Origin of the sequence: Pseudomonas campi, from assembly GCF_013200955.2 — a bacterium.
In the GTDB taxonomy this organism is placed as follows: Bacteria; Pseudomonadota; Gammaproteobacteria; order Pseudomonadales; family Pseudomonadaceae; genus Aquipseudomonas; species Aquipseudomonas campi.
Map to the genome: position 1 here is coordinate 1,746,832 of NZ_CP053697.2, position 20,664 is coordinate 1,767,495.

At 63.5% G+C, this 20,664-nt stretch carries 18 protein-coding genes; 14 read left to right on the forward strand and 4 right to left on the reverse strand.

Annotated features, from left to right (window positions below; translation table 11 throughout):
* Nucleotide 1: 1 nt before the first annotated feature.
* Nucleotides 2–1,246, forward strand: coding sequence for a lipoprotein-releasing ABC transporter permease subunit (locus tag HNE05_RS08090; RefSeq protein WP_173205370.1), 1,245 nt, complete (start codon nucleotides 2–4; stop codon nucleotides 1,244–1,246).
* A gap of 46 nt (nucleotides 1,247–1,292) precedes the next feature.
* Here HNE05_RS08090 and HNE05_RS08095 read toward each other — a convergent pair whose 3' ends face one another.
* Nucleotides 1,293–1,826 (reverse strand): DUF2062 domain-containing protein, encoded by a 534-nt coding sequence (locus HNE05_RS08095; protein ID WP_173205373.1) that lies wholly within the window; start codon nucleotides 1,824–1,826, stop codon nucleotides 1,293–1,295.
* A gap of 122 nt (nucleotides 1,827–1,948) precedes the next feature.
* Between HNE05_RS08095 and HNE05_RS08100 the strand changes: the two genes are divergently transcribed.
* The 8 genes from HNE05_RS08100 to murB all read left to right on the forward strand — a co-directional run bounded on the left by HNE05_RS08100 (nucleotide 1,949) and on the right by murB (nucleotide 8,822).
* On the forward strand, nucleotides 1,949–4,174 hold the full coding sequence (locus tag HNE05_RS08100) for a DNA internalization-related competence protein ComEC/Rec2 (RefSeq protein ID WP_173205377.1): 2,226 nt from the start codon (nucleotides 1,949–1,951) through the stop codon (nucleotides 4,172–4,174).
* 72 nt (nucleotides 4,175–4,246) lie between these two features.
* The gene (locus HNE05_RS08105) at nucleotides 4,247–4,921 is read left to right on the forward strand and encodes a MotA/TolQ/ExbB proton channel family protein (protein WP_173205380.1); all 675 of its coding nucleotides are present in this window, start codon (nucleotides 4,247–4,249) and stop codon (nucleotides 4,919–4,921) included.
* Nucleotides 4,918–5,349: an ExbD/TolR family protein gene (locus tag HNE05_RS08110; protein WP_160495072.1), complete on the forward strand. Its 432-nt coding sequence runs from the start codon at nucleotides 4,918–4,920 to the stop codon at nucleotides 5,347–5,349. The genes HNE05_RS08105 and HNE05_RS08110 overlap by 4 nt, the downstream gene beginning before the upstream one ends.
* Nucleotides 5,349–6,353: a tetraacyldisaccharide 4'-kinase gene (gene lpxK, locus HNE05_RS08115; RefSeq protein WP_173205385.1), complete on the forward strand. Its 1,005-nt coding sequence runs from the start codon at nucleotides 5,349–5,351 to the stop codon at nucleotides 6,351–6,353. The genes HNE05_RS08110 and lpxK overlap by 1 nt, the downstream gene beginning before the upstream one ends.
* Nucleotides 6,354–6,391: 38 nt before the next feature.
* Nucleotides 6,392–6,577: a Trm112 family protein gene (locus HNE05_RS08120; RefSeq protein WP_160079593.1), complete on the forward strand. Its 186-nt coding sequence runs from the start codon at nucleotides 6,392–6,394 to the stop codon at nucleotides 6,575–6,577.
* The gene (gene kdsB, locus HNE05_RS08125) at nucleotides 6,578–7,342 is read left to right on the forward strand and encodes a 3-deoxy-manno-octulosonate cytidylyltransferase (protein WP_173205388.1); all 765 of its coding nucleotides are present in this window, start codon (nucleotides 6,578–6,580) and stop codon (nucleotides 7,340–7,342) included. It begins immediately after the preceding gene.
* Entirely contained in the window at nucleotides 7,342–7,806 is a 465-nt protein-coding gene (locus HNE05_RS08130) for a low molecular weight protein-tyrosine-phosphatase (RefSeq protein ID WP_173205391.1), read from the forward strand. Before kdsB ends, HNE05_RS08130 begins: the two co-directional genes overlap by 1 nt.
* Nucleotides 7,803–8,822 carry a UDP-N-acetylmuramate dehydrogenase gene (gene murB, locus HNE05_RS08135; protein ID WP_173205394.1) on the forward strand — a complete coding sequence of 340 codons (1,020 nt, stop codon included), beginning with the start codon at nucleotides 7,803–7,805 and terminating at the stop codon, nucleotides 8,820–8,822. Before HNE05_RS08130 ends, murB begins: the two co-directional genes overlap by 4 nt.
* A gap of 132 nt (nucleotides 8,823–8,954) precedes the next feature.
* Here the strand turns inward: murB and acnB are convergent, their stop codons facing one another.
* Nucleotides 8,955–11,564, reverse strand: a complete 2,610-nt coding sequence (acnB, locus tag HNE05_RS08140) for a bifunctional aconitate hydratase 2/2-methylisocitrate dehydratase (protein ID WP_173205399.1) — start codon at nucleotides 11,562–11,564, stop codon at nucleotides 8,955–8,957.
* 462 nt (nucleotides 11,565–12,026) lie between these two features.
* Here acnB and HNE05_RS08145 point away from each other — a divergent pair, with 462 nt between their 5' ends.
* A complete protein-coding gene (locus HNE05_RS08145; protein ID WP_173205402.1) occupies nucleotides 12,027–12,503 on the forward strand; it encodes a DUF1289 domain-containing protein in 477 nt (158 codons plus the stop codon).
* 68 nt (nucleotides 12,504–12,571) lie between these two features.
* Here the strand turns inward: HNE05_RS08145 and HNE05_RS08150 are convergent, their stop codons facing one another.
* Nucleotides 12,572–13,435 carry a universal stress protein gene (locus tag HNE05_RS08150; RefSeq protein ID WP_173205405.1) on the reverse strand — a complete coding sequence of 288 codons (864 nt, stop codon included), beginning with the start codon at nucleotides 13,433–13,435 and terminating at the stop codon, nucleotides 12,572–12,574.
* 253 nt (nucleotides 13,436–13,688) lie between these two features.
* Here HNE05_RS08150 and HNE05_RS08155 point away from each other — a divergent pair, with 253 nt between their 5' ends.
* Nucleotides 13,689–14,297, forward strand: coding sequence for a MiaE family protein (locus HNE05_RS08155; RefSeq protein WP_173205408.1), 609 nt, complete (start codon nucleotides 13,689–13,691; stop codon nucleotides 14,295–14,297).
* Nucleotides 14,298–14,385: 88 nt separating this feature from the next.
* Here HNE05_RS08155 and rne read toward each other — a convergent pair whose 3' ends face one another.
* Nucleotides 14,386–17,436, reverse strand: coding sequence for a ribonuclease E (gene rne / locus HNE05_RS08160; RefSeq protein WP_173205411.1), 3,051 nt, complete (start codon nucleotides 17,434–17,436; stop codon nucleotides 14,386–14,388).
* 566 nt (nucleotides 17,437–18,002) lie between these two features.
* On the opposite strand from rne, the gene rluC reads away from it, so the two are divergent.
* From rluC to sppA, 3 genes are read left to right on the forward strand one after another with little or no spacing between them, the layout of a single operon-like run.
* Nucleotides 18,003–18,956 carry a 23S rRNA pseudouridine(955/2504/2580) synthase RluC gene (rluC, locus tag HNE05_RS08165; protein ID WP_173205414.1) on the forward strand — a complete coding sequence of 318 codons (954 nt, stop codon included), beginning with the start codon at nucleotides 18,003–18,005 and terminating at the stop codon, nucleotides 18,954–18,956.
* Entirely contained in the window at nucleotides 18,916–19,644 is a 729-nt protein-coding gene (locus HNE05_RS08170; protein ID WP_173205417.1) for an HAD-IA family hydrolase, read from the forward strand. Before rluC ends, HNE05_RS08170 begins: the two co-directional genes overlap by 41 nt.
* Nucleotides 19,634–20,614 carry a signal peptide peptidase SppA gene (gene sppA, locus HNE05_RS08175; RefSeq protein ID WP_173205420.1) on the forward strand — a complete coding sequence of 327 codons (981 nt, stop codon included), beginning with the start codon at nucleotides 19,634–19,636 and terminating at the stop codon, nucleotides 20,612–20,614. The genes HNE05_RS08170 and sppA overlap by 11 nt, the downstream gene beginning before the upstream one ends.
* Nucleotides 20,615–20,664 lie beyond the last annotated feature (50 nt).

Here is a 20,664-nt window from a genome sequence, read left to right on the forward strand (position 1 = left end):
TATGTTCCGGCCTATCGCACTCTTCATCGGTACCCGTTACACCCGCGCCAAGCGGCGCAATCACTACATCTCCTTCATCTCGCTGACCTCGATGATCGGTCTCGGTCTCGGCGTGCTGGCGATGATAGTCGTACTCTCGGTGATGAACGGTTTCCAGAAGGAAATGAGCACGCGCATCCTCGGTATGGTGCCGCACGCCACCCTCAGCGCCGAGCAGCCGCTGGCTGACTGGAATGCCGTGGCCGAGGTGGCCAAGCGCAACCCGCAGGTTACCGGTGCGGCGCCTTTTGCCGAGCTGGAGGGGATGTTCTCCTACCGCGGCATCATGCAGCCGATCCAGATCAACGGCGTCGATCCGGCCCAGGAACAGCAGGTCTCGATCATCGGCCAGCATATGGTCCAGGGGCGCCTGGACGACCTGCGTCCCGGCGAGTTCGGCGTGATCATCGGCGAGGTGACGGCGCGGCGCTTCCGCCTCAATGTCGGTGACAAACTGACCCTGATCGTGCCCGAAGTGAGCAGTGCGGCCGGTGGCATCACGCCGCGCATGCAGCGCCTTAATGTGGTCGGCGTGTTCAAGGTGGGCGCCGAGCTGGATGGCAGCCTGGCGCTGATCAGCATCGCCGATGCCTCGAGCATCCAGCGCTTCGCCCCGCAACAGGTGCAGAGCGTGCGTGTCGCGCTCAAGGACCTGTACCAGGCGCCGCAGGTTTCCGCTGCCATCGCCGCCAGCCTGGGCACGGGCTACAAGGCCAATGACTGGACCCACACCCAGGGCAGCCTGTTCAGTGCGATGAAGATGGAGAAGACCATGATCGGTCTGCTCCTGCTGCTGATCATCGCGGTCGCCGCGTTCAATATCATCGCCACCCTGGTCATGGTGGTGGCCGACAAGCGATCCGATATCGCCATCCTGCGCACCCTCGGCGCCACGCCGTGGCAGATCATGAGCACCTTCATGGTTCAGGGCACGGTGATTGGCAGCATCGGCACGCTGATTGGCGGTGTGCTGGGGGTGGTTGTCGCCCTCAACGTGAGTGGCTGGGTGGCTTGGCTGGAGCGGGTCAGTGGCACCCATATCCTCAGTTCGGATGTTTACTACATCAACAATCTGCCCTCCGATCTGCAGGCCGGTGATGTCCTGCTGATCTGTGGTGCGGCGTTGCTGATGAGCTTCCTGGCCACCCTGTACCCGGCCTGGCGCGCTTCCCGCACCCAACCGGCGGAAGCGCTGCGTTACGATTGAAGTGCAGATGTGAGCCATAGAAAACGCCGCTATCAGCGGCGTTTTTTTATTCTGGCGTGGCCTGTTGCAGGCGCCGTTCCTGGCGCTTGCGCCAGTTGTGCCGTACCCACCAGCGCCAGTAGAGCATGGTCAGGTTGTAGGCCAGTACGGCAAAGGTCAGCCCGGCAATCAGCGAGCCAAGCAGGAATGGCTGCCAGAGTAGGGCCAGTTCCCCGGTGATCCACGCCCAGGTCAGTTCGTCGGGCAGCAGCATCGGCGGAATACCCATGATCCAGGCCCCCAGCTTGTAGGTGCAGTAGAACACCGGCGGCATGGTGATCGGGTTGGTCAGCCAGACCAGACCCACGGAGATTGGCAGGTTGGCCCGCAGCGGTACGGCAAAGCTGGCAGCAATCAGCATCTGCATGGGCAGTGGCACAAAAGCACAGAACAAACCAACGGCCATGGCCCGCGCCACCGAATGACGGTTGAGGTGCCAGAGGTTGGGGTCGTGCAGCAGGGCGCCGAGGAAGCGCAGTGATTTGTTGGTCCGGATGCTCTCCGGATCGGGCATGTAGCGCTTGAATAAACGACGCGGCATGAAAACTCTCGGGTGGCTGAAGCGCGGCTATTATGCACCGATTGTCGGTGACTGGCTTGTGACAGGCCGGTAACGCGAGATAAGCGGTGCCCCAGGATGGTGGCGCCCACTGGGAGAACGGAATGCGCACAGGGATGTTGGCGCTGGCCGCCGGATTGGCCAGCCTGACCGTATTGCCGGCGTTGCCGCCGACCTGGCTGCTATGGCTGGTGCTGCCGGTCGGGCTGATGCTGTTGCCCTATCGCAGCTATCCGCTGGCTTTGTTCCTCTTCGGTTTGGGCTGGGCCTGCGTTTCTGCACAGTGGGCGCTGGGCGAGCGTCTGCCTGCCGAACTGGATGGGCAAACCCTGTGGCTGGAAGGGCAGGTGGTCGGCCTGCCGGAGCAGCGCGCGGGTGTGGTGCGCTTCCATCTCGTTGATGCGGTGGCGCGGCGCCATGCCTTGCCGGACAAGCTGCGCCTGGCCTGGTATGACGGCCCCACACTGCAGGCCGGCGAGCGCTGGCGTCTGGCGGTGCGTCTCAAACGCCCGCAGGGGCTGGTCAATCCACAGGGCTTCGACTACGAAGCCTGGCTGCTGGCGCAGCGGATCGGTGCGACGGGCACGGTCAAACAGGGTGAGTTGCTGGCTCCGGCGAGCGGCATGACTGCCTGGCGCGATAGGCTGCGTCAGCGTCTGCTGCATGTCGATGCCCAGGGGCGGGCCGGGGCGCTGGCTGCCCTGGTGCTGGGCGATGACTCGGGTCTGACGCTGGCGGACTGGCGTCTGCTGCAGGACACCGGCACCGTGCACCTGTTGGTGATCTCCGGCCAGCATGTGGCGTTGCTGGCGGCCTTGCTCTATGGCCTGGTCGCCGGTTTGGCACGCCTTGGCTTTTGGCCGCGCTGCCTGCCCTGGTTGCCGGCGGCTTGCACCTTGGCCTTTGTCGGCGCCCTGGCTTATGGCCTGCTGGCGGGCTTCGAGGTGCCGGTGCGGCGGGCCTGCGTGATGATCGCAGTGGTGCTGCTCTGGCGCTTGCGCTTTCGTCATCTGGGCGTGTGGACGCCATTGCTGCTGGCCTGGATCGCCGTGCTGCTGATCGAGCCGTTGGCGGTGCTGCAGGCGGGTTTCTGGTTGTCGTTCGGCGCGGTGGCACTGTTGGCCCTGGTCTTCAGCGGGCGCCTCGGCGCCTGGCCCTGGTGGCTGGTGTGGTGGCGCGCGCAGTGGACGCTAGCCCTCGGCCTGTTGCCGCTGTTTCTTGCTCTGAGCCTGCCGATCAGTGCCAGCGGGCCATTGGCCAACCTGTTCGCGGTGCCCTGGGTGAGCTTTCTGGTGGTGCCGCTGGCTTTGCTGGGCACCCTGTTGTTGCCAGTGCCTGGGGTGGGCGAGGGGCTGTTGTGGCTGGCCGGTGGCCTGCTCGAACTGTTGTTCCAGCTGCTGGGACTGTTGGCCGCGGCGCTGCCGGCCTGGCTGCCCATGCAGTTGCCCGTCTGGGCCTGGGTGCTGGTCAGCCTCGGCGTCTGCCTGCTTCTGTTACCGGCGGGTGTGCCGTTACGGATCCTGGGGCTGCCGTTGCTCTTGCCGCTGCTGTTTCCACCGCAGCAGCTGCCGGCACAGGGGCAGGCGCAAGTCTGGCAGCTGGATGTGGGGCAGGGCCTGGCAGTGCTGGTGCGTACCCGCGAGCATGCCTTGTTGTATGACGCCGGGCCGCGCTACGGCGATTTTGACCTGGGCGAGCGGGTGGTCGTGCCATCCCTGCGTGCCCTGGGGGTTAGCAGGCTGGATGTCATGCTGCTCAGTCACGCCGACAGCGACCACGCCGGGGGTGCGCTGGCCGTGCAGCAACGCTTGCCGGTGGCGCGGGTGCTGAGCGGCGAGGCGACTGTGTTGCCGCAGCAACTGGCGGCTGAGTCCTGCGTGGATGGCGCCAGTTGGCTGTGGGATGGCGTGCGCTTCACCACCTGGCGCTGGGCGCAGGCGGCGGAGGGTAATCAGGCGTCCTGCGTACTCAAGGTCGAAGCGGCGGGGGAGAACCTGCTGCTCACTGGCGATATCGATATGGCGGCCGAGCGTGCGCTGTTGGCCGAGGGGCGCGAGTTGCGCGCGGACTGGCTGCAGATTCCCCATCACGGCAGTCGCACTTCGTCCTCGGCGGCGTTTATCGAGGCGGTAGCACCCTCTGCGGCGCTGCTGTCGCGGGGCAACAACAATCCTTTCGGCCACCCCCATCCGCTGGTCGTGGCGAGCTACCGAGCGCGCGGGATCACGCTCTACGACAACGTGGCCACAGGTGCCCTGCGTATTCGCCTGGGCGCGCGCGAGGCACCCTATGGCTGGCGCGAACGCCGGGTCTTCTGGCGGGAAAAATGAGAACCGGGGAGGTCTGTTCGGCGACATCCCTATGCTAGAGTGGCGCCACTTTTCCGAGGGGGATGCACTACCGTGTGGGAACTGGTCAAAGCAGGCGGCTGGATGATGCTGCCGATCATTCTGTGTTCCATCGCAGCCGCCGGCATCATTGCCGAACGCCTGTGGACCCTGCGGCCCAGCCGCATCACCCCACCCCATCTGCTGGGTCAGGTGTGGCGCTGGATCAAGGACAAGAAGCTCAACAACGACAAACTCAAGGAGCTGCGCGCCGACTCGCCGCTGGGGCAGATCCTCGCCGCCGGCCTGGCCAACTCCAAGCATGGTCGCGAGATCATGAAGGAGTGCATTCAGGAAGCTGCGGCCCGGGTCATTCATGAGCTGGAGCGCTACCTCAATGCCCTCGGCACCATTGCCGGCATCGCGCCGTTGCTGGGCCTGCTGGGTACCGTACTGGGCATGATCGATATCTTCAGCGCCTTCATCGGCGCCAATATGGCCAATGCCGCTGTGCTGGCCGGCGGTATTTCCAAGGCGTTGATCACCACCGCAGCGGGTCTGATGGTGGCGATCCCGGCACTGTTCTTCCACCGTTTCCTGCAGCGTCGGGTCGACGAGCTGGTGGTGGGCATGGAACAGGAAGCGATCAAGCTGGTGGAAGTGGTGCAGGGCGATCGTGAGGTCGACCTGACCGAGGCGCCTGCTGTGGCGACCAAGGCGGAAACCCGCAAAGAGGGCAAGAAGGCGTGAAGTTCCGGCGCAAACCGCGGGAAAACGTCGAGATCAACCTGGCTTCGTTGATCGACGTGGTGTTCATCCTGCTGCTGTTCTTCGTGGTCACCACCACCTTCACCCGCGAGACCCAGCTCAAGGTCGATCTGCCGGAAGCGGCCAGCGGCACGCCGCCGGAAGAAACCGCACTGAAGCAGATGGAAGTCTTGATCAGTGCCGAAGGCAGCTACTCGCTGAATGGCCAGGCCCTGCTGAAAAGCGACCTGGAAAGCCTGATGGCGGCCCTGGGCAAGGAATCCGCGGGTGACAACAGCCTGCCGCTGGTGATCAGCGCCGATGCGCAGACACCGCACCAGGCGGTGATCACTGCCATGGATGCCGCCGGCAAGCTGGGCTTTGCCCACCTGCGCATCACCACGGTCGAGGCCGAAGCGGCCAAGCCCTGATGGCGCTCTCCGACCGCCTGCTCGATGCCTGGTACCGCGGCCATCCGCTGCTGACCCTGCTGCGCCCGCTGGAGTGGTTGTACCGGCGGGTGGTGCAGGGCAAGCGCCAGGCGTTCGTTGCCGGGCGTGGCGAGATCTATCGCGCACCGGTGCCGGTCATAGTCGTCGGCAATATCACCGTCGGCGGTACCGGCAAGACCCCCCTGATTCTCTGGTTGATCGAGCACTGCCGCCGTCGTGACCTGCGCGTCGGCGTGGTCAGTCGTGGCTACGGCGCCCAGCCGCCGCAGCTGCCCTGGCGGGTACGCGCCGAGCATTCGGCGGCCGAGGCAGGTGACGAACCGCTGCTGCTGGTGCAGCGCAGCGGTGTGCCGCTGGTGATCGATCCGCAGCGCTCGCGCGCCGTGCAGGCGCTGCTGGAGCAGGAAGCGCTGGACCTGATCCTGTGCGACGACGGTCTGCAGCACTACCGTCTGGCCCGCGACCTGGAGCTGGTGCTGATCGACGCCGCCCGTGGCCTGGGCAATCGCCGCTGCCTGCCTGCCGGGCCGCTGCGCGAGCCGGTCGAACGCCTGACTGAGGTGGATGCCGTGCTGTTCAATGGCGCCAGCGCCGACAGCGCGCAGGGTTATGCCTTCCGTCTGCAGCCGACGGCCCTGGTCAACCTGCGCAGTGGCGCGCGCGCCGCGCTCGATCACTTCCCGCCTGGCCAGGCCGTGCATGCGGTGGCCGGCATCGGCAATCCGCAGCGTTTCTTCAACACCCTCGAGGCGTTAAACTGGCGGCCAATCGCGCATGCTTTCGCCGACCACGCCAGTTACAGCCCGCAGCTGCTGAGCTTCAGCCCGCCACTGCCGCTGCTGATGACCGAGAAGGACGCGGTGAAATGCCGGGCCTTTGCCGCCGATGACTGGTGGTACCTGGCGGTGGATGCCGTGCCGTCGGAGGCGTTCGTCGCCTGGCTGGATGGCGAGCTGAGCCGCCTGGTGCCGCTCAAGCGCTGACTCTTTCTGCTGTTTTCACTCTTTCCAAGGACATCCCCATGGATCCCAAACTGCTCGATATCCTGGCCTGCCCGGTCTGCAAGGGCCCGCTGCAACTGAGCGAAGACAAGACCGAGCTGATCAGCAAGGGCGCCGGTCTGGCCTACCCGATTCGCGACGGCATCCCGGTGATGCTGGAAAGCGAGGCACGCACCCTCAACGTCGACGAACGCCTGGACAAGTAAATGACTGCCGCCTTTATCGTTGTCATCCCCGCGCGTTTCTCCTCCAGCCGCCTGCCGGGCAAGCCGCTGCAGGACATTGCCGGCAAACCGATGGTCCAGCATGTCTGGGAACAGGCCAAGAAAAGCAGCGCGGCGCGGGTGGTCGTGGCCACCGACGATGCACGCATCTTCGAGGTGTGCCAGGGCTTTGGTGCCGAGGTGCTGATGACTGATGCCGCGCACAATTCTGGCACCGACCGTCTGGCCGAAGTGGCGACCCAGCTGGGTCTGGCTTCTGATGCCATCGTGGTCAACGTGCAGGGCGACGAGCCGCTGATTCCGCCGAGCATCATCGATCAGGTGGCTGCCAACCTGGCCGCCAATCCGCAGGCTGGCATCGCCACCCTGGCCGAGCCGATCGAGGATGTGCAGGCGCTGTTCAATCCCAACGTGGTCAAGGTGGTCAGCGACAAGAGCGGCCTGGCCCTGACCTTTAGCCGTGCGCCGCTGGCCTGGGCCCGCGATGCCTTCGCCAAGAGCCGCGACGAGCTGCCGGCTGGGGTGCCCTATCGTCGCCATATCGGCATCTACGCCTACCGCGCCGGCTTCCTGCATGACTTCGTGGCCTGGGGCCCGTGCTGGCTGGAAGACACCGAGTGCCTGGAACAGCTGCGCGCCCTGTGGCACGGCGTGCGTATCCATGTTGCCGATGCCTTGGAAGCACCGCCGGCCGGGGTCGATACCCCGGAAGACCTGGAGCGGGTACGCCGTTTGCTGGGGGCCTGATGAAGGTTCTGTTCGTCTGCCTGGGCAACATCTGCCGCTCACCGACTGCCGAGGGCGTGCTGCGTCAGCGCCTGCAGGCGGCCGGTCTGGGCGAGCGGGTGCAGGTGGACTCCGCCGGCACCGGTGACTGGCATGTCGGCAAGGCGCCGGACCAGCGCACTCGGCTGGCGGCGCAGCGCCGTGGCTATGACCTGGCGCCGCTGCGCGCACGCCAGGTGGCGGTCGAGGACTTCCAGCGCTTCGACCTGATCCTGGCGATGGACCACAGCAATCTCAAGCATCTGCAGGCACTGCGCCCAGGCGTTGCGGCGGCCGAGCTGGACTTGTTCCTGCGCCGCTACCAGCTGGCCCTGGATGAAGTGCCGGACCCTTATTACGGCGGTGACGACGGCTTCGAACAGGTGCTCGACCTGATCGAGCAGGCCAGCGATGCCCTGCTCAATGAAATCAGGGGGCGCCTGTGAGCCTGTCGTTGCATGAAAATCTCTCGCTCAAGCCTTTCAACACCTTCGGCGTCGATGTACCGGCACGCCTGTTCGCCGAAGCCAGCAATGACCGGCAGGTGCGCGAGGCGCTGACCCTGGCCGCGCAACGCGAGCTGCCGCTGCTGGTGATCGGCGGCGGTAGCAACCTGTTGCTGACCGGCGCTGTCGAGGCCCTGGTGCTGCGCATGGCCAGTCGCGGCCTGCGCATCCTCAGCGATGACGGCGAGCGTGTGCTGGTCGAGGCCGAGGCCGGTGAGCCCTGGCATCCCTTCGTGCAGTGGAGCCTGGCGCAGGGCCTGGCCGGCCTGGAAAACCTCAGCCTGATCCCCGGCACGGTCGGTGCGGCGCCGATGCAGAACATCGGTGCCTACGGCGTGGAGATCAAGGATGTGTTCGCCGGCCTCACCGCCCTGGATCGCCAGACTGGCGAGCTGCGCGAGTTCGCTCTGGAGGAGTGCGCCTTCGCCTACCGTGACAGCCTGTTCAAGCAGCAGCCGGGGCGCTGGCTGATCCTGCGGGTGCGTTTTGCGCTCAGTCGCCAGACCACGCTGCACCTGGATTACGGCCCGGTGCGCCAGCGCCTGCAGGCCGAAGGCATCGAGCAGCCGACGGCCAGCGATGTCAGTCGCGCCATCTGCGCCATCCGCAGCGAGAAACTGCCGGACCCGGCGCTGCTGGGCAATGCCGGCAGCTTCTTCAAGAACCCGCTGGTACCTACTGAGCTGGCCGAGCGGATCCGCACCGAGCAGGCCGATCTGGTCAGCTACCCGGCGGCTGATGGTCAGGTCAAACTGGCGGCCGGCTGGCTGATCGAGCGGGCAGGCTGGAAGGGCTTTCGTGAGGGTGATGCCGGCGTGCATCGCCTGCAGGCGCTGGTGCTGGTCAACTATGGCGCAGCCAGCGGCGCGCAGTTGCTGGCCCTGGCGCGGCGTATCCAGGCGGATATCCTGGCGCGTTTTGGCGTAGAGCTGGAAATCGAGCCGAACATCCTTTGAATTAAGCCTGCGTCTGTCGGAGTCGCTTCAGTCACGAGTTTCGCGAATTAGTTCGCTCCGACAACATCACTCACTTTATTCCGGACATAAAAAAGCCCCGCACCAGGCGGGGCTTTTTATTGCAGCTAACGCTTAGACCTGAATAGCAGGGATCTTGGCGTTGGCAGCGGCTTCGCGGAACTCGGCGATCTGATCGAAGCTCAGGTAGCGGTAAACGTCGGCAGCCATGCTGTCGATGTCAGCCGCGTACGCCATGTACTCCTCGACGGTCGGCAGTTTGCCGGTGATCGAGGCCACCGCTGCCAGTTCGGCAGAGGCCAGGTACACGTTGGTCGCGTCACCCAGGCGGTTCGGGAAGTTACGGGTCGAAGTGGAAACCACGGTCGAACCGGTCTGTACGCGTGCCTGGTTACCCATGCACAGCGAGCAGCCCGGCATTTCCATGCGTGCGCCAGCCTTGCCGTAGATGCCGTAGTAGCCTTCTTCGGTCAGCTGGTGGGCGTCCATCTTGGTTGGCGGTGCCAGCCACAGACGGGTTGGCAGGCCACCTTTGACCTTGTCCAGCAGTTTGCCGGCGGCGCGGAAGTGACCGATGTTGGTCATGCACGAACCGATGAACACTTCGTCGATCTTCTCACCGGCGACGGTGGACAGCAGACGGGCGTCGTCCGGGTCGTTCGGCGCGCAGAGCACAGGCTCTTTGACGTCGGCCAGGTCGATCTCGATGATCTCGGCGTATTCGGCGTCCTTGTCGGCTTCCAGCAGTTGCGGGTTGGCCAGCCAGGCTTCCATGGCTTTGGCACGACGTTCCAGGGTACGGGCATCGCCGTAACCTTCGCCGATCATCCAGCGCAGCATGGTGATGTTGGAGCGCAGGTACTCGGCGATGGCCTTTTCCGGCAGCTTGATGGTGCAACCTGCAGCGGAACGTTCGGCCGAGGCGTCGGACAGCTCGAAAGCCTGTTCAACGGTCAGCTCGTCCAGACCTTCGATCTCGAGGATGCGGCCGGAGAAGGCGTTGATCTTGCCCTTCTTCTCGACGGTCAGCAGGCCAGCCTTGATTGCGTAGTAAGGGATGGCATGGACCAGGTCACGCAGGGTAATGCCCGGTTGCAGCTTGCCCTTGAAGCGCACCAGTACCGACTCCGGCATGTCCAGCGGCATCACACCGGTGGCAGCGGCGAAGGCGACCAGGCCGGAACCGGCCGGGAAGGAGATGCCCATCGGGAAGCGGGTGTGCGAGTCGCCACCGGTACCGACGGTGTCCGGCAGCAGCATGCGGTTCAGCCAGCTGTGGATGATGCCGTCGCCCGGACGCAGGGACACGCCGCCGCGGGTCATGATGAAGTCCGGCAGGGTGTGGTGGGTGGTGACGTCGATCGGCTTCGGATAGGCCGCGGTGTGGCAGAAGGACTGCATCACCAGGTCAGCGGAGAAGCCCAGGCACGCCAGGTCTTTCAGCTCGTCGCGGGTCATCGGGCCAGTGGTGTCCTGGGAGCCGACGGTGGTCATCTTCGGTTCGCAGTAGGTGCCCGGACGGACGCCTTTGCCTTCCGCCAGACCGCAGGCGCGGCCAACCATCTTCTGCGCCAGGGTGAAGCCCTTGCCGCTATCAACCGGGGATTCCGGCTTCTTGAACAGGGTGGACGGAGCCAGACCCAGCTCGGCGCGGGCTTTCTCGGTCAGGCCACGGCCGACGATCAGCGGAATACGGCCGCCGGCGCGAACTTCGTCGAGCAGTACGTCAGTCTTCAGCTGGAAGCTGGTGACCAGCTCGTCGCTGCCATGGCGGCGCACTTCGCCTTTGATCGGGTACACGTCGATGACGTCGCCCATGGCCAGGTTGCTGCAATCGAATTCGATCGGCAGGGCACCGGCGTCTTCCATGGTGTTGTAGAAGATCGGAGCGATCTTGGTGCCGAAGCAGAAACCGCCAGCGCGCTTGTTCGGCACGTTGGGGATGTCGTCGCCGAAGAACCACAGTACCGAGTTGGTAGCGGATTTACGGGAAGAACCGGTACCGACCACGTCACCGACGTAGGCAACTGGGAAGCCTTTGGCTTTCAGGGCTTCCATCTGCTTGATCGGACCAACGGTGCCCGGAGCGTCCGGGTTGATGCCGTCGCGGGCCATTTTCAGCATGGCCAGGGCGTGCAGCGGGATGTCCGGGCGGGACCAGGCGTCCGGAGCCGGCGACAGGTCGTCGGTGTTGGTTTCGCCGGTGACCTTGAACACGGTCAGGGTGACTTTTTCCGGAACGGCAGGGCGGTTCTGGAACCACTCGCCTTCGGCCCAGGAGGCCAGCACGGCTTTGGCGTTGGCATTGCCGGCCTTGGCTTTTTCGGCGACGTCGTGGAAGGCGTCGAACATCAGCAGGGTGTGCTTCAGTTGCTCGGCGGCAACGGCGGACAGCTCGGCGTCGTCCAGCAGCTCAACCATGGTGGTGATGTTGTAGCCACCTTGCATAGTGCCCAGCAGCTCGACGGCGCGGGTCTTGCTCAGCAGCGGGGAGCTGACTTCGCCCTTGGCCAGGGCAGAGAGGAAACCGGCCTTGACGTAGGCAGCTTCGTCCACGCCAGCAGGTACGCGGTTGGTGATCAGGTCGACCAGGAAGGCTTCTTCGCCGGCCGGAGGATTCTTCAGCAGCTCGACCAGGCCTGCGGTTTGTTCGGCGTTTAGCGGCTGGGGCACGATACCCTGAGCGGCACGCTCTGCTACGTGGTTGCGATAGGCTTCAAGCACAGTTTTTACCCTCATCAGTGGTTGCGAGGTGGCTCGCAACGCTCATCCAGAAAACCATCGCACACTGCGCTTCAGCGCTTTTTGAGCGCCTTGGCCGGTGTGTCGATAGCCTCATACAAGAAGCTGTTTTCAAAGTTTTACGCCGCAGGAACAAGGGCGATGAGGGCTGGCGCAGGTCGTGAGGAGGGCTCGCAAACCTGGCGCCAACGTCGTTCCTGGCGGATTAACTGTGCTCGTGACGCTTTGAAAACAGCTTCTGACGGACATCGACGCCTAAAATGGCGGTCCGATTCTACTGGAACAAGACGTTAAAGTTAAGCGCAAAGCCCGATGCGACTGGCCTGCTGACCTGCGACCAAGGTCTGGCTGCACAAGTCGATAAACGTCTGGCCGGTCAGGGTGACCCACTCAGGCTAAGCGGCTAATATGACCTGCCTGTTTCAGCGTCCAACTCTACTCGTCATGTCCAATCAGCGCATCAAGACGCCCTGCGTCGGCCTCTGTTCCACGGTTTACGGTGACCTCGTGTGCCGCGGCTGCAAGCGCTTCCATCATGAGGTGGTGAACTGGAACCTGTACGCCGAGGATGAGAAACGCGCCGTCTGGCGCCGCCTGGAGATCCTTCTGGTGCAGGTGATGCAGGGCAAGCTGGAGGTTTTCGATCCCCAGCGCCTGCGCGCGCAGCTGGAACAGCATCAGGTGCGCTTCGTTCCGGATCAGTCGGTCTACTGCTGGGCCTATCAGCTGATTGCCCGGGGCTCGCGGGTGATCAACCGGCTGGATGCCTATGGCGTGGTGCTGATGCCGGAATTTCGTGACTGGGCGCTGCCAGAGCTGCGCGAGGCCATCGATCGGGAGTTCTTTCTGCTTTCCGAGGCGCATTACGAGCGCTACATCGCCCCCAGGTTTCTCCTCGAAGGCATGGAAATCCGCGTCTGATCGATCCGATTGCATGAAAAAGCCGCCCGAGGGCGGCTTTTTTGTCACAGCAGTCTTTGAGCTGGCTCCTAGTGCTGGGCGACCAGCTCTTCCAGGTGGGCGATGATTTCGTCCGGCTTGAGTACCAGCACATCGCTTTCCAGGGTATCCAGCACCACTTCCGCAGTATTGCCGATCAGGGCGCCCGATAGGCCGGTGCGCGCCACGGTGCCGATCACTGTGACCACTGCCTTGAGCTTCTCGGCGGTGTAGGGGATCAGTACGTCGGCTGGGCCTTCCTCGACATGCAGGCGGTCATTGCTCACGTCGAACTCGGCCTGGAAGGCCTTGCACTGCTCGCGGTAGCGCGCTTCGATGGTTTCCTTGAGCTGGAAGGTCGGGTCGGCGGCCGAGAGCATGGGCGAGGGGTGTGCGCTGATCACATGCAGCGTACCTTTGGCCAGGGTGGCGATGTCGTAGCCGTGGCTGACAATGCCCGAATGCAGGGTGCGGTGTGCGGCATCGCTGTTGCCCACGTCCACTGCGGCGAGGATGATGCCGCCGGTCCAGGGAGTGTCGGTCTTGACCATCAGTACCGGGCCGGGGCAGTAGCGCAGCAGTTTCCAGTCGTCCGGGGTGAGGATGGCTTTTTTCAGCGGGTTGTCCGGGAAGTGCTGCTTGATCACCAGGCCGCAGCCTTCGGCCTGCTGCACGGTGATGATGGTCTGGTAGCTGTTTTCGTGCCAGGCCTGCTGGCTGCTGACGCTGTAGCCTTCCTTGAGCAGGCTGGCCTGGATGTTTTCGAGATGGGCTGCATGCTCCTGCTTCTTGTCGCAGATCAGCAGGTGCAGGTGGGATTGCGTGACCCCGGCAATCAGTTTGGCGCGTTTCAGTGCCAGGCACTCGGCCTGTTGTGGATCCATGACTACCAGAATGCTGCGAATAGCTTGCATGAGCGTCTCCCTGAACATGAATGCTTATCTCTGACGTCACTATAGTCGCGTGATGCGCCTGCGGTCTTGACCCGCGTCACGACATCGCTGGCTCTGGGCGCCGCCGCTCGTATAATGGCGCGCCCTTGGCAAGCCTGCCAGAGTTGCAGGCTTGCGTAGTGGAATTGCCGGTGATGACTGAAAAACCAATCCTTCCTGTTGACCTGATTTCTGCCTGGCCATTCGCTGGCGTGGTGGTGGAGGGCGTTGCGCCATGATTTTTCCCGAGATTCATGACTTTCTCGGCTGTGTTACGCCGGATGCCTGGGTGCGTGCGGCGCTGGCTGATCAGGAGATCCTGCTGATCGATCACAAGAACTGCGAGTTCAAGGCGGCTTCCACGGCGCTCAGCCTGATGGCCAAGTACAGCTCCCATGTCGATTTGCTCAACGCCATGTCGCGCCTGGCGCGCGAGGAGTTGGTGCATCACGAGCAGGTGCTGCGCATCATGAAGCGGCGCAAGATCGGCCTGCGCCCGGTTTCGGCGGCACGCTATGCCTCAGGCCTGCGCGCCTTGGTGCGCACCCATGAGCCGCACAAGCTGGTGGATACCCTGGTGGTGGGGGCGTTTATCGAGGCGCGCTCCTGTGAGCGGTTTGCGGCCCTGGTGCCGCATCTCGATGAAGAGCTGGGCAAGTTCTATGGCGGTTTGCTGAAGTCCGAGGCGCGGCACTTTCAGGGCTATCTGAAGCTGGCCTATCAGTACGGCGAGGAGGCGGATGTGACTCGTACGGTGGAGCGGGTGAGGGCGGCTGAGTGCGAACTGATCGAGTCGCCGGATAGCGAGTTCCGTTTTCACAGCGGAGTACCGCTCGACTGCTAGGTTCTGATCTGTCTTGAGGTCGGCCTGCAGGCTGAATCGCAGGCATAAAAAAGCCGGACACTAGGTCCGGCTTTTTATTGCCTCAGTTTCAGGCTTGCGGCTTGGCTTCTTCCGCGTCCTGTTGCTGAGCGGTCTCGACGAGCAGGGCCGGAACTTCTTCCGCTGCTGCCTCGGTCTCGCTTTGCTCAATGGCCGGAGTTTGCGCCACGGCAGCTTCGGCAGGTGCCTCGGCTTCGACGGGGGCGGCTTCAGCCACTTCGGCTACCGGTGTCTCAACCGCGACTGGTGCTTGCGGCGCAGCGGCGGCTTCGGCAGCCAGGCGCTCGGCTTCGCGCTGACGACGACGCACTTCACGCGGGTCGTTCGGCGCGCGGCCACCGCTGACAACCGGGGCGGCTGCCTCGACAATCACTTCGGCAGCGGCAGGGGCCGCTTCTTCAGTGCTGACGTTGACCGGTGCAGCTTCAGCAACCACCGGGGCGGCTTCCACGACAGCGATTTCTACCGCAGCAACTTCGGCCGGGGCTTCGGTCTGGAAGGGGGCTTCAACCACCACGGCCGGTGCTTCCACTGCTACGGCAGTTTCAACGACGGCTTCGGCGGTCTCAGTAGCTTCGTTGCGGCTGTCGCTGACCGGAGCGCTTTCCACGACTTCGTTCGGTTGCTCGCTGGTCGGTGCAGCTTCTGCGCTGATCAGTGCGGTGCCGGCAACGGCAGCGGTCACGACGACGGCGCCTTCAGTGCCTTCTTCTTCGGCACCTTCTTCGCTGCCTTCGATCAGGTTGCCATCAGCATCACGCTGACGCTCGCGACGGTTGCTGCGACGACGCTGACCGCGGGAGCGACGACGCGGACGATCGCCACCTTCACCACCTTCCTGGCCATCATCGAGCTGCTCGCCGTTTTCCAGTACTTCTTCTTCGGCTACGGCAGCGGCCTGTTCGGCACGCGGCTGACGCTCTTCACGCGGCGGGCGCGGTTGGCGCTCTTCACGTGGCTTGCGCTCGGCGCGTTCTTCGTTGCGCGGTTGCTCGCTACGGACTTCGTCAGTGGCGGTGGCATCCAGCGGTTCGCGCAGTTCGCGTGGGCGACGCTCTTCGCGCGGCTCACGGGCTTCGCGTGGCGGACGCTCGCGGCGTGGCTCCTGGCCCTCGCGGGCTTCGCGCGGCTGACGCTCTTCACGGGGCTCGCGTGGCTCGCGGACTTCACGAGCTTCACGGGGCTGGCGCTCTTCGCGTGGCTCACGCGGTTCACGGGCTTCGCGCGGCTGGCGTTCTTCACGCGGCTTACGCTCTTCGTCACGGCTGCCGCGGTTGCCACGGTTGCCGTCGCGACGGTTCTGCGGACGGCCACCACGACGCTGTTCATCGCTGCGTGGTTTACGTTCGGCCGGCTTCTCTTCGGCTGCCGGGGCGGCGGCCTCTTCCTTGCTGGCGAACAGGCTGACCAGCGACTTGACCAGGCCCTTGAACAGGCTCGGTTCCGCGGTCGCTGCGGCTGGGGCCAGCGGGGCCGGCGCTGCAGCCGGGGTCGGAGCAGCAGCGCGTGGCGGAGTGGTTTTCAGCGCAGCTTCCTGACGCACCAGGGTGCGGGTGGCGGCTGCCGGCTGGACGTCTTCGACTTCGGCCGGGGTCATCTCGTAGCTGGATTGACCGGTCATCACTTCCGGGCTGTCATCGCGCAGACGCTGCACTTCGAAGTGCGGGGTCTCCAGATGATCGTTCGGCAGGATGATGATGCGTGCGCGGGTGCGCAGCTCGATCTTGGTGATGCTGTTGCGCTTCTCGTTGAGCAGGAAGGCGGCAACCGGGATCGGCACCTGGGCGCGGACTTCGGCGGTACGGTCCTTCAGGGCTTCTTCTTCGATCAGGCGCAGGATTGCCAGCGACAGCGATTCGACGTCGCGGATGATGCCTTGGCCGTTGCAGCGCGGGCAGACGATGCCGCTGCTTTCACCCAGGGACGGGCGCAGGCGCTGACGGGACATTTCCAGCAGGCCGAAGCGCGAGATGCGACCGACTTGCACGCGGGCGCGGTCGGCTTCCAGGGCTTCGCGGACTTTCTCTTCCACGGCGCGCTGGTTCTTGGCCGGGGTCATGTCGATGAAGTCGATCACGATCAGGCCGCCGATGTCACGCAGGCGCAGCTGGCGGGCGATTTCTTCAGCCGCTTCCAGGTTGGTCTGCAGGGCGGTTTCTTCGATGTCGCCGCCTTTGGTCGCACGCGCCGAGTTGATGTCGATGGACACCAGGGCTTCGGTCGGGTCGATGACGATGGAGCCGCCGGACGGCAGTTTCACTTCGCGCTGGAAGGCGGTTTCGATCTGGCTTTCGATCTGGAAGCGGTTGAACAGCGGCACGCTGTCTTCGTACAGCTTGATCTTGCTGGCGTACTGCGGCATGACCTGCTGGATAAAGGACAGGGCTTCTTCCTGGGCTTCGACGCTATCGACCAGGACTTCGCCGATGTCCTGGCGCAGGTAGTCGCGGATAGCGCGGATGATCACGTTGGATTCCTGATAGATCAGGAACGGCGCGGCGCGATCCAGCGAGGCTTCCTTGATCGCGGTCCACAGTTGCACCAAGTAATCGAGGTCGAGCTGCAGTTCGTCGCTGGAGCGGCCGAGGCCGGCGGTGCGCACGATCAGGCCCATGTCGCCCGGGGCGTCGAGGCCGTTCAGCGCTTCACGCAGTTCGTTGCGCTCTTCGCCTTCGATGCGGCGGGAGATGCCGCCTGCACGTGGGTTGTTCGGCATCAGCACCAGATAACGACCGGCCAGGCTGATGAAGGTGGTGAGGGCGGCGCCTTTGTTGCCGCGCTCTTCCTTCTCGACCTGGACGATGACTTCCTGGCCTTCCTTGAGGACTTCCTTGATGTTGACGCGACCGCCTTCCGGGGACTTGCTGAAGTACTCGCGGGAGATTTCTTTCAGCGGCAGGAAGCCGTGGCGCTCGGCGCCGAAGTCGACAAAAGCCGCTTCGAGGCTGGGCTCGACGCGGGTAATGCGGCCTTTATAGATGTTGGCCTTTTTCTGCTCACGGGCGCCGGACTCGATGTCCAGGTCGTAGAGTTTCTGGCCGTCTACCAGGGCTACACGCAACTCTTCGGGCTGAGTGGCGTTGATCAGCATTCTTTTCATGTTGTACCAATGGTTTCCGGAGCTGCCGGAAACGGCGGTTGGCACACACGACTCTCACGGTCGGTGTCAGGGCGCGTCAGGAATGGGCGTAAATCATTCCAGTGTCTAGCAACCGTTGGCCTGTGGCGTTTGGGTTGCGACGACGCTCCTGCTTGCTGTGGTGACAGAAGCACTCAGTCAGGGGAGGAATCAACCAGTCGCTGCGGACGATAGTGAAGCGTCTTGATAAAGCTTGTTGCTACGCAGTCCGACGGTTGTGCATCTCCACCCTACACGTATCGCTAAAATCGGGTGCCGCTCGCAGAATCCGCAGCGGGTTAGCATTTTCCGCAAGCTCCCAAAGGGAAGGCTTGCGCGTCTATGGCTCAAGGCGTTATTTCCGGGATCTTCGCGCTCTTGTGCGGCGAAAGCCCCGTCGGACGGCCTCACGTCCTGAATGGGTTGCGCTCGGCAGGGATGGCAGTGTGGCGATCATCCGCTGACCGGGCCGCTTTTGGCGGCGCTCCCGAGCATATCAGCAATGATTAAGTGCTTCAATTCAATAAAAAATTGTTATGATCGCGGGCATGACTACTCCTGCCTCTCCAACCTCCGGCGTCCAGCTGCTTGAGGTTGCGCCGGATCATGCCGGCCAACGAATCGATAATTTCCTGCTCGCCCGCCTCAAAGGTGTGCCGAAGACGCTTATCTACCGCATTCTGCGCAAAGGCGAAGTGCGGGTTAATAAAGGTCGGATCAAGCCCGAATACAAGTTGCAGGCTGGCGATATCGTGCGGGTTCCACCGCTGCGTTTGCCTGAGCGTGACGAGCCAGTGCCGCTTGCTCAGGGGTTGCTTGAGCGCCTGGAGGCGGCCATCGTCTATGAGGACAAGGCGCTGATCGTGCTGAATAAGCCGACCGGGATTGCCGTGCATGGTGGTAGTGGCCTGAATTACGGGGTCATCGAAGCTTTTCGTCAGTTGCGCCCGGACGCCAAGGATATTGAGCTGGTCCATCGCCTGGATCGCGACACCTCTGGTCTGCTGATGATTGCCAAGAAGCGCAGCATGTTGCGTCACCTGCACGAGGCCTTGCGTGGTGATGGTGTCGACAAGCGCTACATGGCGCTGGTGCGTGGCAGTTGGCCGACGGCAAAGAAGAAGATCAGCGCGCCGCTGCTGAAGAGCAACTTGCGTTCGGGTGAACGCATGGTCGAGGTCAATCCTGAGGGTAAGGAGGCTTTGACCGTATTCCGCGTGCTGCGCCGCTTCGGCGAGTTCGCCACGCTGGTCGAGGCCAGTCCAATTACCGGGCGCACCCACCAGATTCGCGTGCATGCCCAGTATGCCGGGCATTCGATTGCTGGTGACCCCAAGTACGGCGACGACGACTTTTCCCACGAAGTGCGCGACCTGGGTGGCAAGCGCCTGTTCCTGCATGCCTATGCACTGAAGATCACCCTGCCGGAAGGGCAGGTGCTTGAGGTGGAGGCGCCCGTCGATGAAATGTGGGTGCGTACCCTGGAGCGGCTCGGTGCGTGACTATCGGCTGTTGATCTTCGATTGGGACGGCACGCTGGTGGATTCCATCGGTCGTATCGTGGCGGCCATGCGTCTGGCGGCCGAGCAGTGCGGCTTGCCGCAGCTTGATGATGCGGCGATCAAGGGCATTATCGGCTTGGGTTTGCCCGAGGCTATTCGCAGTCTGTATCCGCAGCTTGAGGATTACGCCTTGGTCGAGCGCTTTCGCGCTGCTTACAGCGATCAATATCTGCTGCTGGAGAGTGAGCCTTCGGCGCTGTTTCCTGGCGTAGCCGAGTCGCTTGAGGCGTTTCGTGCGCAGGGCTATCGCCTGGCGGTGGCGACTGGCAAGAGTCGCCATGGCCTGCAGCGGGTGCTGCAGGGGCGTGGCTGGCTGGATTATTTCGATGTCACTCGCTGCGCCGACGAGACGGCCAGCAAGCCGCATCCGCTGATGCTGCAGGAAATCCTCACCCATTGCCGCATGGCGCCCGAGCAGGCGCTGATGGTGGGGGATTCGGTATTCGATCTGCAGATGGCCAGCAATGCCGGTATCGATTCGGTGGCGGTGGGTTTCGGCGCGCAGCCGCTGGACAGTTTGCGGGTTCACGGGCCGCGCCTGGCAATCAATGAGTTTTCCGAGTTGCGCACCTGGTTGGGTGCGCACATACATGAAAAGACGCTTGGGGTGGGTGAATATGTCGGATGAATGGAAAGCATCGGCCGCCGCTGGTGGTGACGATAAAAGCTGGAAGTTGCTGGAGAAAACCCTGCTGGCCGGTGTGCAGGAGCAGCGTCGTGCGCGGCGCTGGGGGATTTTCTTCAAGGCACTGACCTTTATTTACCTGTTCGGTGCGCTGGCACTGTTTATTCCCAAGCTGGATCTGCAGCAGAGTGCGGGGGTTGGCAAGGAACACACCGCGCTGATCGAGGTGCGCGGGATGATCATGGCGGATGAGGAGGCCAGTGCCGACAATGTGGTCAGCAGTCTGCGTGCCGCCTTCGAGGATACAAAGACCAAGGGCATCGTGCTGCGCATCAACAGTCCGGGCGGTAGTCCGGTGCAGTCCGGCTATATCTACGACGAGATCAAGCGCCTGCGTGGCGAGTATCCGGATACCAAGGTGTATGCGGTGATCAGCGATCTGGGGGCTTCCGGCGCCTATTACATTGCCAGTGCTGCCGATCAGATCTATGCCGACAAGGCCAGTCTGGTGGGCTCCATTGGCGTTACGGCGGCCACTTTCGGTTTTGTCGGGGTAATGGAGAAGGTTGGTGTGGATCGTCGCGTCTATACCTCGGGTGAGCACAAGGCTTTCCTCGATCCGTTCCAGCCGCAGAAGGCCGAGGAAACCCAGTTCTGGCAGGGTGTGCTGGAAACCACGCACAAGCAGTTTATCGAGAGCGTGAAGAAGGGTCGTGGTGAGCGCCTGAAAACAGCGGAGCATCCGGAGCTGTTCTCCGGGTTGATCTGGTCGGGTGAGCAGGCGCTTGAGCTGGGGCTGGTCGACGCGCTGGGTAGCAGTAGTTTCGTCGCGCGCGAAGTGATCAAAGCGAAAGACCTGGTCGATTACACCCGTGAGGAGACTCCGTTCGATCGCTTTGCCAAGAAGCTGGGTGCCAGCGTGGCGGAGCGTCTGGCCATCGTAATGGGCTTCCAGGGGGCGTCTCTGCGCTGAGCTGTTGCTGTCGAAGAGGCCCGGCTTGCCGGGCTTTTTCATTTATGGGC

Coding starts and splice junctions, on each gene's coding strand:
- HNE05_RS08090 (WP_173205370.1), top strand. CDS start 2: ATGTTCCGGCCTATCGCACTCTTCATCGGTACCCGTTACACCCGCGCC.
- HNE05_RS08095 (WP_173205373.1), bottom strand. CDS start 1,826: ATGCCGCGTCGTTTATTCAAGCGCTACATGCCCGATCCGGAGAGCATC.
- HNE05_RS08100 (WP_173205377.1), top strand. CDS start 1,949: ATGCGCACAGGGATGTTGGCGCTGGCCGCCGGATTGGCCAGCCTGACC.
- lpxK (WP_173205385.1), top strand. CDS start 5,349: ATGGCGCTCTCCGACCGCCTGCTCGATGCCTGGTACCGCGGCCATCCG.
- HNE05_RS08120 (WP_160079593.1), top strand. CDS start 6,392: ATGGATCCCAAACTGCTCGATATCCTGGCCTGCCCGGTCTGCAAGGGC.
- kdsB (WP_173205388.1), top strand. CDS start 6,578: ATGACTGCCGCCTTTATCGTTGTCATCCCCGCGCGTTTCTCCTCCAGC.
- HNE05_RS08130 (WP_173205391.1), top strand. CDS start 7,342: ATGAAGGTTCTGTTCGTCTGCCTGGGCAACATCTGCCGCTCACCGACT.
- HNE05_RS08145 (WP_173205402.1), top strand. CDS start 12,027: ATGTCCAATCAGCGCATCAAGACGCCCTGCGTCGGCCTCTGTTCCACG.
- HNE05_RS08150 (WP_173205405.1), bottom strand. CDS start 13,435: ATGCAAGCTATTCGCAGCATTCTGGTAGTCATGGATCCACAACAGGCC.
- HNE05_RS08155 (WP_173205408.1), top strand. CDS start 13,689: ATGATTTTTCCCGAGATTCATGACTTTCTCGGCTGTGTTACGCCGGAT.
- rne (WP_173205411.1), bottom strand. CDS start 17,436: ATGAAAAGAATGCTGATCAACGCCACTCAGCCCGAAGAGTTGCGTGTA.
- rluC (WP_173205414.1), top strand. CDS start 18,003: ATGACTACTCCTGCCTCTCCAACCTCCGGCGTCCAGCTGCTTGAGGTT.
- HNE05_RS08170 (WP_173205417.1), top strand. CDS start 18,916: ATGAAATGTGGGTGCGTACCCTGGAGCGGCTCGGTGCGTGACTATCGG.
- sppA (WP_173205420.1), top strand. CDS start 19,634: ATGTCGGATGAATGGAAAGCATCGGCCGCCGCTGGTGGTGACGATAAA.